This is a genomic window from Rubrivivax gelatinosus, assembly GCF_016583785.1.
Lineage (GTDB): Bacteria > Pseudomonadota > Gammaproteobacteria > Burkholderiales > Burkholderiaceae_C > Rubrivivax > Rubrivivax gelatinosus_B.
The window spans coordinates 1-12,247 of record NZ_NRRU01000131.1; the positions used below are offsets into that span (position 1 = coordinate 1).

Annotated in this window: 12 protein-coding genes and 1 tRNA gene; 8 read left to right on the forward strand and 5 right to left on the reverse strand. The window is 71.6% G+C overall.

The window, feature by feature from the left end; translation table 11 throughout:
• The first annotated feature begins 207 nt into the window (after positions 1 to 207).
• Genes CKO43_RS22845 through CKO43_RS22855 form a run of 3 tightly spaced genes read left to right on the forward strand, consistent with a single transcriptional unit; the run spans position 208 to position 2,173 of the window.
• Positions 208 to 936 carry a diguanylate cyclase gene (locus CKO43_RS22845; RefSeq protein ID WP_200229597.1) on the forward strand — a complete coding sequence of 243 codons (729 nt, stop codon included), beginning with the start codon at positions 208 to 210 and terminating at the stop codon, positions 934 to 936.
• A complete protein-coding gene (locus CKO43_RS22850; RefSeq protein WP_200380091.1) occupies positions 933 to 1,772 on the forward strand; it encodes a MinD/ParA family protein in 840 nt (279 codons plus the stop codon). The genes CKO43_RS22845 and CKO43_RS22850 overlap by 4 nt, the downstream gene beginning before the upstream one ends.
• Entirely contained in the window at positions 1,769 to 2,173 is a 405-nt protein-coding gene (locus CKO43_RS22855; RefSeq protein ID WP_200380092.1) for a globin domain-containing protein, read from the forward strand. Before CKO43_RS22850 ends, CKO43_RS22855 begins: the two co-directional genes overlap by 4 nt.
• On the opposite strand, the gene CKO43_RS22860 is transcribed toward CKO43_RS22855, so the two are convergent.
• Both CKO43_RS22860 and radC read right to left on the reverse strand, forming a co-directional pair.
• On the reverse strand, positions 2,170 to 2,799 hold the full coding sequence (locus CKO43_RS22860) for a Smr/MutS family protein (protein ID WP_200229603.1): 630 nt from the start codon (positions 2,797 to 2,799) through the stop codon (positions 2,170 to 2,172). The two genes, CKO43_RS22855 and CKO43_RS22860, sit on opposite strands and share 4 nt — an antisense overlap.
• Positions 2,796 to 3,473 carry a RadC family protein gene (gene radC, locus CKO43_RS22865; protein WP_200380093.1) on the reverse strand — a complete coding sequence of 226 codons (678 nt, stop codon included), beginning with the start codon at positions 3,471 to 3,473 and terminating at the stop codon, positions 2,796 to 2,798. The genes CKO43_RS22860 and radC overlap by 4 nt, the downstream gene beginning before the upstream one ends.
• A gap of 53 nt (positions 3,474 to 3,526) precedes the next feature.
• Between radC and CKO43_RS22870 the strand changes: the two genes are divergently transcribed.
• From CKO43_RS22870 to CKO43_RS22885, 4 genes are all read left to right on the forward strand, one after another.
• Positions 3,527 to 3,970, forward strand: a complete 444-nt coding sequence (locus CKO43_RS22870; RefSeq protein ID WP_200229607.1) for an FKBP-type peptidyl-prolyl cis-trans isomerase — start codon at positions 3,527 to 3,529, stop codon at positions 3,968 to 3,970.
• Entirely contained in the window at positions 3,970 to 4,953 is a 984-nt protein-coding gene (gene ispH, locus CKO43_RS22875; protein ID WP_200380094.1) for a 4-hydroxy-3-methylbut-2-enyl diphosphate reductase, read from the forward strand. The genes CKO43_RS22870 and ispH overlap by 1 nt, the downstream gene beginning before the upstream one ends.
• Positions 4,954 to 5,034: 81 nt before the next feature.
• Complete coding sequence (serS, locus tag CKO43_RS22880) at positions 5,035 to 6,327, forward strand: serine--tRNA ligase (RefSeq protein WP_200380095.1); 1,293 nt, start codon at positions 5,035 to 5,037, stop codon at positions 6,325 to 6,327.
• A 44-nt stretch (positions 6,328 to 6,371) separates the two neighbouring features.
• A tRNA-Ser gene (locus tag CKO43_RS22885) sits at positions 6,372 to 6,463 on the forward strand.
• A 24-nt stretch (positions 6,464 to 6,487) separates the two neighbouring features.
• Here CKO43_RS22885 and CKO43_RS22890 read toward each other — a convergent pair.
• Together CKO43_RS22890 and CKO43_RS22895 are read right to left on the reverse strand one after the other, a co-directional pair.
• Entirely contained in the window at positions 6,488 to 8,485 is a 1,998-nt protein-coding gene (locus tag CKO43_RS22890; protein WP_200380096.1) for an acyltransferase family protein, read from the reverse strand.
• 209 nt (positions 8,486 to 8,694) lie between these two features.
• Entirely contained in the window at positions 8,695 to 10,092 is a 1,398-nt protein-coding gene (locus CKO43_RS22895; protein WP_200229615.1) for a bifunctional enoyl-CoA hydratase/phosphate acetyltransferase, read from the reverse strand.
• Positions 10,093 to 10,322: 230 nt separating this feature from the next.
• Here CKO43_RS22895 and CKO43_RS22900 point away from each other — a divergent pair, with 230 nt between their 5' ends.
• Positions 10,323 to 11,525 carry a radical SAM/SPASM domain-containing protein gene (locus tag CKO43_RS22900; RefSeq protein ID WP_242481308.1) on the forward strand — a complete coding sequence of 401 codons (1,203 nt, stop codon included), beginning with the start codon at positions 10,323 to 10,325 and terminating at the stop codon, positions 11,523 to 11,525.
• Positions 11,526 to 11,539: 14 nt separating this feature from the next.
• Here the strand turns inward: CKO43_RS22900 and CKO43_RS22905 are convergent, their stop codons facing one another.
• Complete coding sequence (locus CKO43_RS22905; protein ID WP_200229617.1) at positions 11,540 to 12,013, reverse strand: MgtC/SapB family protein; 474 nt, start codon at positions 12,011 to 12,013, stop codon at positions 11,540 to 11,542.
• Between the last annotated feature and the right edge of the window lie 234 nt (positions 12,014 to 12,247).

Genomic DNA, 12,247 nt, shown 5'->3' on the forward strand with positions numbered 1-12,247 from the left:
TCATGGGGCGGGGGGGGCTTGCCGTGGCGACACGGCGATGCACAAGGTTGACGTCGACCGCCAGTGTCTCGTGCCCGCAGAACACCGTGGGGTCGAGTTGTGAGGCGTTTTCCGCTCAGATCTCGTTCGCGAAGGGGGGTGTCCCGGCTAGACTGGTGGTTTCCCGAAGCCGGGTCGGCGCCGCCGACGGCACTCCAGCCTTCGCCCGTGGATCGTCCCTACCAGAACCCGCCCACCGCCGACACGCAGCCGCTGCGCCTGGACCAGGCCCTGCAGTTGCTGGCGCTCTCCGGTGTGCCCGACCCCCGGGGCGAACCCGGCAGCCCCGTCTGGATGCAGCAGCTGATCGACGCGCTCGTCGACCTGTCCAGCCGCGACGCGCTCACCGGGCTTGCCAATCGCCGCGCCTTCCAGCTCGCACTCGAGCGCGAGATCGACCGCGTCGCACGCAGCGGCGAGCCGGCGCTGATGCTCGTCGCCGACATCGACCACTTCAAGCGCGTCAACGACTGCTTCGGCCACGCCGCCGGCGACCAGGTCATCCGCGCGGTGGCCGCGGTGCTGACCGACAGCGTGCGGCCGATGGACCTCGTCGCCCGTGTCGGCGGCGAGGAGTTCGCGATCATCCTGCCCAACTGCCCGCACAGCTTCGGCGAGACCGTCGCCGAGCGTATCCGCCAGCAGGTCGAGCAAACGCAGGTCGACATCGGCAACGGCCGCGCACTCGCGGTCTCGATCAGCATGGGCGGCGCGTTTGCCCCGCAGTGGGTGCGTTCGACGCCGGCGCTGTGGCTCGAGCGTGCCGATCTGCAGCTCTACGCCGCCAAGGCCGCCGGCCGCAACCGCGTACTGCTCGAGCCGACGGCCGACTCCTTCGTCAGCCACGACGAAAAGCGGCTGTTGTTCGATTCCACGAGCTTCCAGGACTTCCTATGACCGACGGTACCCCGCCGGCCACCGTGCCCAACCCTCCTGCCGACGCCGCCCGCGCCGCGCGGCCGCGTGCGCGCATCAGCGCGATCACCAGCGGCAAGGGCGGGGTCGGCAAGACCTTCATCGCCGCCAACCTTGCCGCCGCACTGGCGCGACAGGGCCGGCGCGTGCTCGTGCTCGACGCCGACCTGGGCCTGGCCAACCTGGACGTCGTGCTCAACCTCTACCCCAAGCTGACGCTGCACGACGTCTTCACCGGCAAGTGCACGCTCGACGAGGCGCTGCTGCCGGCGCCGGGCGGCTTCACGGTGCTGCTCGCCGGCTCGGGCATGGTCGAGTACTCGCGCATGACGCCCGAAGTGCGCGACCAGCTGCTGCGTGTCATCACCGAGGTCGCGCCGCGTTTCGACCACGTCATCCTCGACACCGGCGCCGGCATTTCGGACGTCGTGCTCTACGCGGTCTCGCTGGCCGACGACGTCGTCGTCGTCGCGACGCCCGAGCCGACCTCGCTCACCGACGCCTACGCCACGATCAAGGTGCTGGCGACGACGCAGGGCCGGCGCCTGATGCAGGTGCTGGTCAACCAGGCGCGGCGCCCGGGCGAAGGCCGGGTCGTGCGCCAGCAGTTGCAGGCCGTCGTCGACCGCTACGTCGTGCCCGGCCTGGGCACGCCGGTGCGGCTGGAACTGCTGGGCGAAGTGCCGGTGGACCCGGCGGTGCGCGAGGCCGTGCTGCGGCGCCAGCTGCTGCTCGAGACCATGCCCGGTGCCGCGGCATCGGTGGCCGTGGTCGCTGTCGCGACCCGTCTGATCGGCTACGCCGACGGCCACCGGTGAGTTCTGACGGGGCCGACGCGGCGCTGTTCGAGCGCCTGGGCGGCGAGGCCGGCGTGCGCACGCTGGTCGACCGCTTCTACGACCTGATGGAGCTCGAGCCCGGCTTCGCCGCGCTGCGCGCGATGCACCCGCAGAGCCTGGACGGCTCGCGCGACAAGCTGTTCTGGTTCCTCTGCGGCTGGCTCGGCGGCCCCGACCACTACGTGCAGCGTTTCGGCCACCCGCGGCTGCGTGCGCGCCACCTGCCGTATGCGATCGGCATCGCCGAACGCGACCAGTGGCTGGCCTGCATGGTCCAGGCGATGGCCGACTGCGGCCTGGAAGCCGCACTCGCCGAGCGCCTGGCCGAATCCTTCTTCGGCACCGCCGACTGGATGCGCAACCGGGGTGGCCTCGGCTAGGACAGCAGCACGATCAGCGCCCCGGCGCCGCCCTGCGGCCCGGTCGCCTGCGTGAAGGCGATGACCTCGGCGCACTGCGCCAGCCAGCGCTGCGCTTTCACCTTGAGCACCGGCTGGCGCCCGGGCGAGCCGTGGCCCTTGCCGTGCACCACGCGCACGCAGCGCTGGCTGCGGCGCGCCGCGTCGCGGATGAAACCGGCGAGCGCGTCGCGCGCCTCGTCGCGGCGCAGGCCGTGCAGGTCGATCTCGGTCTGGATCGCCCAGTGGCCGCGGCGCAGCTTGGTGACGACATCGGGGCCGACGCCGAAGCGGCGGAAGGACAGACCGTCGTCGGTCAGCAGCAGCGACTCGACGTCGACCTCGTCTGACAGCGTCGCGCGCAACGCCGCACGTTCGTCGGCTTCGCGCTGGCGCGGCAGCGGCGCCGGGCGCGGGCGTGCCACGTGGGCGCGGCCGTGCGGCGCCAGCGGGTACACCGGGCCGACGGCGTGGGCGAAGACCCGCCGCTGGGCTTCGGCCTCGGCGTGTTCGCGGCGCTCGCGCTCGGCGCGTTCGGCGGCCTCGCGCTCGCGGCGCGCGATCGCGGCGCGCAGCGCCTGCAGTTCCTTCAGGCTCGAGATCTTCACAGCAGCCCGCGTTCAGCCATCGACACCACGCAGCCGCGGCCGACGACGAGGTGGTCGAGCACCCGCACGTCGACGAGCTGCAGCGCCTGGCGCAGCGTCTGCGTCAGGAACTCGTCGGCGCGCGAGGGTTCGGCCAGGCCCGAAGGGTGGTTGTGCGCCAGGATCAGCGTGCCGGCGTTGAGCGCCAGCGCCCGGCGCACGACCTCGCGCGGGTAGACGCTGGTCTGAGACAGGCTGCCGCGGAACAGCTCCTCCATCACGATCAGCCGGTGCTGGCTGTCCAGGAACAGCACCGCGAAGACCTCGTGCTCGCGCCCGCCGAGCTGCAGCGCGACGTAGTCCTTGACGGTCTGCGGCGCGTCGAACACCGGCGCGCTGCGCATCGGCTCGGCGAGCGCGCGCCGCGCCAGCTCCATCACCGCCAGCAGCTCGGCGCGTTTGGCCGGGCCCAGGCCCTTGATGCGGGAGAGTGTCTCGGGCGTGGCCGCCAGCAGCCCGGCGACGCCGCCGCAGCCTGCCAGCACCCGCTGCGCGAGCTCGAACACGCCTTCGCCGGCCAGGCCGGTGCGCAGCAGCAGCGCCAGCAGTTCGCGGTCGGCCAACGCCGCCGGCCCGCGGGCGAGCAGCTTCTCGCGCGGGCGCTGGTCGACGGGAAGGTCCTTCAGGAGGGGCATGACACGGCTCATACAATCGACCGCAACCAGTCTATCGTCAGCGACAACCCCCCGTGACCACCGTCCAGCCCGGTTCCTTCCTGACCCTGCACTACCGGCTTGCCGGTCCCGACGGCGGTGACATCGTCAACACCTTCGGCGGCACGCCAGCGACGCTGTCCATCGGTGCCGGCGACCTGTCCCCGGGCATCGAGCAGGCGCTGATCGGCCTGGAGGACGGCAGCGAAGCGGCTTTCGACCTGGCGCCCGGCGTCGCCTTCGGCGAGCGCAACCCGCAGCTGATGCAGCGCGTGAAGCTGTCGCTGATGCGCGAGCTGGGCGACGAGGACACGGTCTACACCGTCGGCGACGTCGTGCAGTTCCCGACGCCCGACGGCCAGGGCAGCTACGCCGGCATGGTGCGTGAGGTCGGCGAGGAATCGCTGCTGTTCGACTTCAACCACCCGCTGGCCGGCCAGCCGGTGCGGTTCGAAGTCCGTCTGCTGGGGGTGCTGTGATGAGCGCGGTGATCGACGAGCTGGTTCTGGCCGAACCGCGCGGTTTCTGCGCCGGCGTCGACCGCGCGATCGAGATCGTCGAGCGTGCGCTCGCGAAGTTCGGCTCGCCGATCTACGTGCGCCACGAGATCGTGCACAACACCTACGTCGTCAACGACCTGCGCGCCAAGGGCGCGATCTTCATCGAGGAGCTCGCCGAGGTGCCGCCCGGCGCCACGCTGGTCTTCAGCGCCCACGGCGTCAGCCAGGCGGTGCGCGAGGAGGCCGAGCGCCGCGGCTTCAATGTCTTCGACGCCACCTGCCCGCTGGTGACCAAGGTGCACGTCGAAGTGGCCAAGCTGGCGCGCGAGGGCTACGAGTTCATCATGATCGGCCACAAGGGCCACCCCGAGGTCGAGGGCACGATGGGCCAGCTGTCCTCGGGCATCTACCTGGTCGAGGACGCCGAGGACGTGCACCGCGTGCAGCCGCGCGGCGACAAGCTCGCCGTCGTCACGCAGACGACGCTGTCGGTCGACGACGCGGCCGAGATCCTGGCCGCGGTCAAGCAGCGCTTCCCGCACGTGCGCGAGCCCAAGAAGCAGGACATCTGCTACGCCACCCAGAACCGCCAGGACGCGGTCAAGGTGATGGCCCCGGGCGTCGACGCCGTCGTCGTCGTCGGCAGCCCGACCAGCAGCAACAGCAACCGCCTGCGCGAACTCGCCGAGCGCCTGGGCACGCCGGCCTACATGGTCGACAGCGCCGACGACCTGAAGCCCGAGTGGTTCGAGGGCCTGCGCCGTGTCGGCCTGACCGCCGGCGCCTCGGCGCCGGACATCCTGGTGCAGCAGGTCATCGCCCGGCTGCGCGAACTCGGCGCCGTCGCCGTGCGCAACATGGACGGCGTCAAGGAGGCGGTGCGCTTCCCGCTGCCGCGCGGCCTGGGCGACCGCAGCATGGCCGAGCTGGAGTCTTCTTCCTCCTCCTCCGACTCCGACTGAGCGGCCGCCGTCCTGCCCTTGACGGCGCCCGCCCCGGCGCCGTTTTGCCTTTCTAGAATCCCCGCATCCCGGAGGGACCCCATGCTCGACATCAACCTGCTGCGCCGCGACCTTGCCACCGTCGTCGCGCGCCTCGACAAACGCCGTTCGCCGCAAGCCTTCCTCGACGTCGAACGTTTCACCGCGCTCGAAGCCGAGCGCAAGCGCATCCAGACCCGCACCGAGGACCTGCAGGCGCGGCGCAACCAGCTTTCGAAGCAGATCGGCCAGGCCAAGGGCCGCGGCGAGGACGCCTCGGCGCTGATGGCCGAGGTCGGCGGCATCGGCGACGAGCAGAAGGCCGGCGCCGAGCGCCTGGAGGCGATCCAGGCCGAGCTGCAGCAGATGCTGATGTCGCTGCCCAATCTGCCGCAGGACGGCGTGCCGGTCGCGGCCGACGAGAGCGGCAACGTCGAGGTGCGGCGCTGGGGCACGCCGCGCAGCTTCGAGTTCACGCCCAAGGACCACGTCGACCTGGGTCAGCCGCTGGGGCTGGACTTCGACACCGGCGCCAAGCTCGCCGGCGCACGTTTCACCTTCCTGCGCGGCCCGGCCGCACGCCTGCACCGCGCGCTCGCCCAGTTCATGCTGGACACGCAGACCCAGGAGCACGGCTACACCGAGTGCTGGACGCCCTACATCGTCAACCGCGAGGTGCTGGAAGGCACCGGCCAGCTGCCCAAGTTCAAGGAAGACATGTTCTGGGTGCTGCGTGGCGGCGACGAGGAGCAGCGCGAGCAGTACCTGATCTCGACCTCGGAGATCCCGCTGACGAACACGGTGCGCGAGCAGATCCTCGACGCCGCCCAGCTGCCGATCAAGCTGACCGCGCACAGCCCGTGTTTCCGTTCGGAAGCCGGCAGCGCCGGCCGCGACACGCGCGGCATGATCCGCCAGCACCAGTTCGACAAGGTCGAGATGGTGCAGATCGTGCGCCCCGAAGACAGCGACGCGGCGCTGGAGCAGATGGTCGGCCACGCCGAGGCCATCCTGCAGAAGCTGGAGCTGCCGTACCGCGTGATCACGCTGTGCACCGGCGACATGGGCTTCGGCTCGGCCAAGACCTACGACCTCGAGGTCTGGCTGCCGGCGCAATCGACCTACCGCGAGATCAGCTCGTGCAGCAACTGCGAGGCCTTCCAGGCGCGGCGCATGCAGGCGCGCTTCCGCAACGCCCAAGGAAAGACCGAGTTCGTGCACACGTTGAACGGCTCGGGCCTGGCGGTGGGGCGCACGCTGGTCGCGGTGCTGGAGAACCACCAGCAGGCCGACGGCTCGATCCGCGTGCCCGCGGCGCTGCAGCCCTACCTAGGCGGAGCCGAAATCCTGCGCTAGAATGCGCGGCTTCGCTGCACAACAGCGAGACCACGCGAATACCAGGAAAGGTGGCAGAGTGGTCGAATGCGCCGGACTCGAAATCCGGTTCACGGTTCATACCGTGACGAGGGTTCGAATCCCTCCCTTTCCGCCAAACGCAAAACCCCAAGTGATCGATTCACTTGGGGTTTTTTGCTTCCTGGGGGCGCCGCGCGACGGTGCTGGCCGGCGGCTCGGCGAACAGCCGTTCGAAGCTCGGGCGCAGCAGCTGCGCGCCTTCGGCGACCAGGTGGTGGCTGTCGCGGTAGAGCGCGCGGCCGCCGTGCTGGTAGATGCAGGCGCCGCTCGCGCACAGCACCGCGGCCGGGTCCAGGGTCTGGGCACCGGCATCGTGGGCGGCGCGCTCGAGCATGCGCCGCGCGTCGGTTGCGCTGGCGTCGAAGGCCTCGCTGCTCAGCGTGTAGTCCAGCGTCTGCCCGTGGAACTGGCGCCGCGCCAGGTAGCGCGGCACGTCGACCTGGTGCACCGGGAAGGGCAGCACCAGCGTCACGCGTTTGCCGGCGCGCGTCAGCGTGCGCAGGTCCTCGCGCAGCTGCAGCTCCATGAAGGCGAGTGCGGCCGCGGGTGAGGCGAAGGCCTCGCACGCCGCCTGCGGCGAGGGTTTGTGGCAGACGTCGGGTGGGCCGCCGGCCTGCAGCTCCGGCCCGTGCAGCGCGTTCAGCCAGCTGCCGGCGATGACGACGTGTTGCACCTCGGGCGCCAGCGCCAGGCGCAGGAACTGCTCGGCGTAGAGGTCGCAGTCGAAGCCGGGCGCGACGCGGTTCAGGTGGCGCACCGGCACGCAGCCGGCGTTGGTCGCGAACCGGAAGCCGCGGTCCTTGAAGCTCGCCAGCAGCGGGTACAGCTGCTCGGCGTGCGAGTCACCCCAGACCAGCGTGCCATCGCCGTCGCCGAGCCGGCAGCTGCGGGCCTGCCCGCCTGCCAGCGGCAGCTGGAAGTTGCTGCAGGCTTGTGGGTAGCTCCACGGACTGTCGTGCAGCCCGTCGTTGCCCGGCAGAACCTGGGCCGCCTGCCCGGGCACCCGCTGCGGCAGGCCGTTGGTCACGTAGGCGGCCAGCGGCATCGCCAGCGTCAGGCCTCCGGCGGCGACGAGCGCGGTGGCCGCACGCCGCAGGCCCGCGTCCTGCAGCGCGTGCCGCGTCGGCTGCTCGACGAAGCGGTACGAGGCCTGCGCCAGCGCCAGCGCCACGACGCACATCGCGACGATCGCCGGCGCCGACAGCGGCAACCCGGCGTATCGCACCGCGACGACGACCGGCCAGTGCCACAGGTACAGCGAGTAGGAGATCGTGCCCAGCCACTGCAGCGGCGGCGCGGCCAGCAGCCCGGCCGGGGAAGGCCGCACCAGCACCAGGCAGGCGCCGGCCACCGGCAGCAGGGCGGCGACGCCCGGGAACGGCGTCTGCGGCGTGTACGACAGCGCCGCCGCCGCGATCAGCACCAGGCCCAGCGCTGGCAGCAGCGGCGCGGCGCGGGTACCGATGCGGGCGGCGACGAACCAGGCGACGCTGCCGGCCAGCATCTCCCAGGCACGCGAGGGCAGCAGGAAATACGCCGCGGCCGGTGCCGAGCGTGTCACGAGCACGCTGGCGGCGAACGACACCAGCAGCAGCACGCCCAGGCCCGCGACCAGCGCACGCTGTCGGCCCAGGCGCCACAGCGCCGCCGCCAGCAGCGGAAACACCAGGTAGAACTGCCATTCGACCGCCAGCGACCAGCTGTGCAGCAGCCACTTCTCGTGCGCCGCGCGCGCGAAGTAGCCGCCTTCGCCGGCGTACACGTGATTCGAGAAGAAGCCGGCGGCGGCGATCGCCTGCTTGCCGAGCTGGCGCAGCTCGAGCGGTGTCAGCCACGCCGCGCCGGCCAGCGACAGCAGGGCCAGCATCACGTAGAGCGCCGGGACGATGCGCCGCGCGCGGGCGGCGTAGAACGCCAGCACCAGCGGCGAACCACGCTCCAGCCGCGTGACCGCGATCTGCGTCATCAGGTAGCCGGAGATCGCGAAGAAGACGTCGACGCCGACGTAACCGCCGGCTATGCCCGGCACGCCGAAGTGATAGAGCACGACCGCGACGACCGCGACGGCTCTGAGCCCGTTGATGTCTGCCCTGAACAAGTGCCGGTTCCCCCTGGGCCCGCGTGCGCCGCTACCCGGCCGGGTAGCGGGGGGCCGGGCGGGCACGGCTCAGCCGTTCGCCAGGGCAAACGCGGCGCCAGCCTGCCGCGGCGCCGCCCGCCCCGGCTGCATCCTGCGGCGCAATCCCGGGCGCGACGAAACCGGAGTTGGCTGGCCGTGCTCGTTGGTAACCGCGGCGCCTCGCGCCGTCAGCGCCCCGCCTGCGCCACCAGCACCGCCAGCGCCGCCGAGGCCAGGCGCGCGGTGGCGCCGTCGGCGCGGCTGGTCAGCGCGATCGGCACACGCGCGCCGAGCACGATGCCGCTGCCGACCGCCCCGCCCAGGTACTCCAGCTGCTTGGCCAGGATGTTGCCGGAGACGATGTCGGGCACCATCAGGATGTCCGGGTCGCCGGCCACGGGCGAGACGATGCCCTTGGTGCGCGCGGCCTCGGCCGAGATCGCGTTGTCGAAGGCCAGCGGCCCGTCGACGATGCCGCCGCGGATCTGGCCGCGGTCGGCCATCTTGCACATCGACGCGGCGTCCAGCGTGCAGGCCATCTTCGGGTTCACGCCCTCGACCGCGGCCAGGATCGCGACCTTGGGCAGCTCGATGCCGAGCACGAGTGCCAGGTCGATCGCGTTCTGCACGATGTGCACCTTCTCCAGCAGCGTCGGCGCGATGTTCATCGCCGCGTCCGTGACCAGCAGCGGCTTGTGATACGCCGGTGCGTCGAAGCGGAAGACGTGCGAGATGCGGCGTTCGGTGCGCAGCTCGGGGCGCGACAGCACCGCCTTCATCACCTCGTCGGTGTGCAGGCTGCCCTTCATCAGCGCCTGCACGTCGCCGCTGGCGGCCATCTCGGCGGCGCGTTCGGCGGCGGCGTGGCTGTGGCGCACGTCCTCGATCTCGAAGCCGGCGAGGTCCAGCCCGGCGGCGTCGGCGGTGGCGGCCAGGCGTTCGCGCGGCGCCACCAGCACCGGCGTGAACAGGCCGTGGTGGGCGGCGTCGAGCGCGCCGCGCAGCGACTCGGCGTCGCAGGGGTGCACGACGGCGCAGCGCAGCCCGGGGTGGCGCGTGGCCTGCGCGATCAGCTTGCGCACCCCGGCGGCGGCGTCGAAGACGTGCCAGCGCAGCCCGGTGGCCTTGCGCACGCGTTCCTTGTGGCGCGGCGCCTCGACCACCGCCTCGCCGTCCATCAGCACGTGGCCGTCCTGGCGCAGCACGCTGCAGGCCAGCGTCACGCGGCCGTTGGCGGCGTCCTTGGCGGTGACGCGCACCCGCACCTCGAGCACGTCGCCGGAACGCGCTGCGCCGTGGAAGTCCATGCGCTGCGAGACGTAGCGCGTGCCCGGGCCGGGGAAGACCGTGCCCAGCACCGTCGAGACCAGCGCGCCGCTCCACATGCCGTGCGCGGTGCGGCCGGCCAGGCCTTCCTGGCGCGCGAAGACGTCGTCGAGATGGGTCGGGTTCAGGTCGCCCGAGATCGCGGCGAAGCCGGCGATGTCGGCGTCGGTCAGCGCGCGCCGCATCGTCGCGCTCTGGCCGACGGCGAGTTCGTCGAAGGTGGCGTTGTGCAGCCACTCGTCGCGCAAGTCGATCTCCATGTGCCGTCCTGCAGCGGCCGCGGGGTGGGCCGTCGGGCCCCGAGGCTAACGCCTGCGGGCCCGAGCCGGAATCCAGGGCTGCAGCGGCCGGCTGCGGCGGTTGCGACTTGATCATTGTTTGATCTGGCGGCGCGACGGGGCCGGCCGCTGCGGCGAGACTGCGCGCCCGTCGCGCGGCGGCCCTGCGGCCCCGGCGCGCCTGCCGCTGCGCTGTCACGGCGCCGCCATCCATGCCGATTCCCGAGGAGTCGACCCACCCGATCATGTCCGAACAAACCATCGTCCTCCATCCGCGTGCCGGCCAGCTCGCCACCGACAGCCTGCCGGCCATCGCCGGCCACCGCGTCGAGCTGCAGCTGCTGACCACGCTGCGCTGCAACCTCAAGTGCAGCTACTGCTCGATCGCCGAAGGCGACGTGCGCGAGTCGCAGGGCCACGTGAACTACACGCTGGACCAGCTCGACGCGTTCATCGCCGATCAGCTCGCCGGCAAGGAGGTCTACGTCACGTTCTACGGCGGCGAGCCGACGCTCAACCGCCCGTTCATCGAGGCGGTGATGCAGCGCCACCCGCTGTTCCGCTTCCAGTTGCAGACCAACGGCACGCTGCTCGACGACCTCAGCCACCACGTGCTGCAGCGCCTGTCCAACGTGCTGGTGTCGATCGACGGTGGCCCCGAGGTCACCGACGGCTACCGCGGCAAGGGCATCTACAAGCAGATCCTGCGCAACATCGGCCTGGTGCGCGACAGCCTGGGCGGCACGCTGACGGCGCGCGTGACCTGGTCGGACGAGAAGATCGGCTTCGACGAACTCGATGCGCTGACGCGCAGCTTCGACTACGTCTACTTCCAGTTCGTCGCTGGCGATGCCTATTCGGCCGAATCGGTCGAGCGCCGCAAGGCGGTGCTGACGCAACTGGTCGACCGTTTCTTCGCCGACACCGACCGCGTCTACCCCTTCATCCCGCTGATGGGCGCGGTGCGCAACAAGCTGTTCCCGTCGCGTGCCGTCGAGCAGTGCGGCGGCGGCACCGCCTGCCGCGTGTCGACGCACATCCTCAACGTGATGCCCGACGGCCGCATCTTCGCCTGCCCCGACCTGATGCACCTGCCGGAGATGCAGACCGGCGACGTCGTCGGCAACTGGCTGCGCCGCAGCCCGCTGCAGCCCGATCCGAAGATGCCCTGCAACGCCTGCGAAGCCCAGGCCTGGTGCCGCGGCAACTGCATGAAGAACCTGTACCTCGGCTATGTGCGCGAGGACGGCGACTGGCGCAGCAAGGTTACCGACCCGATCTGCGAGCTGGTGCGCCACCTGGGCCGCGAGATCGACCGCCACGACGTCGCCGCCTGGTACGAGCAGCTGCCGCTGCCGCAGCGGCGCGTGCTGCTGGACTGCGAGGTCTACCAGTACGTCGAAGTGATGCCCTGAGGCCGCGCGCCGCGTCAGTCGCGGCGCGGCTCGACGATGCGGGGCAGCAGCCCCAGCACGATCAGCGCGAGCACGGTGGCCAGCACCGCCATCGTCTCGCGGCCCAGGCCGGCGGTCATGCCGATGGCCGCGGTCAGCCAGATGCCGGCGGCGGTCGTCAGGCCGTGCACGGTATGCGGGCTGTGTGCCTTGACGATCGCACCGGCGCAGAGAAAGCCGATACCGGCGACCACGCCCTGGATCACGCGGCTCAGGTCCGCGATGTCCATGCCGGCCAGGCCCGGTGCCAGCACGAACAGCGCCGCGCCCATCGAGACCAGCATGTGGGTGCGCAAGCCGGCGGCCTGGCCGCTGTGTTCGCGCTCCCAGCCCAGCGCGCCGCCCAGCAGCGCCGCCAGCAGCAGGCGCACGAGGATGCGCGTCACCTGCTCGATGTCGGGAACGTCGGAGAACTCCTGGGCGATGGTGTCGGCGATGCGGGACCACACGTGGCGCGGGACGGCAAGCGGCGTGCCGCAAAGAAAAATGCCGGCCGGAGTGTCGGAGCACCCCGGCCGGCCAAATCCGCCGCGCTGTCGCGCGGCGCCGTCAGAACGTTTCCCAGTCGGTTTCGGCCGTTTCCTTGGCCTTGGAGGCCGGCTTGGCGGGCGCCGGCAGCGCTGCACGCGGCGCCGGCTGCGGGGTGGTGGCGGCCGGTCGTGCGGCTGCCTTGGGGATCTGGG

What these genes read in the sequence shown, in the direction of transcription:
- CKO43_RS22850 (WP_200380091.1), top strand. Translation starts at nt 933, where the DNA reads ATGACCGACGGTACCCCGCCGGCCACCGTGCCCAACCCTCCTGCCGAC.
- radC (WP_200380093.1), bottom strand. Translation starts at nt 3,473, where the DNA reads ATGCCCCTCCTGAAGGACCTTCCCGTCGACCAGCGCCCGCGCGAGAAG.
- ispH (WP_200380094.1), top strand. Translation starts at nt 3,970, where the DNA reads ATGAGCGCGGTGATCGACGAGCTGGTTCTGGCCGAACCGCGCGGTTTC.
- serS (WP_200380095.1), top strand. Translation starts at nt 5,035, where the DNA reads ATGCTCGACATCAACCTGCTGCGCCGCGACCTTGCCACCGTCGTCGCG.
- CKO43_RS22895 (WP_200229615.1), bottom strand. Translation starts at nt 10,092, where the DNA reads ATGGAGATCGACTTGCGCGACGAGTGGCTGCACAACGCCACCTTCGAC.
- CKO43_RS22900 (WP_242481308.1), top strand. Translation starts at nt 10,323, where the DNA reads ATGCCGATTCCCGAGGAGTCGACCCACCCGATCATGTCCGAACAAACC.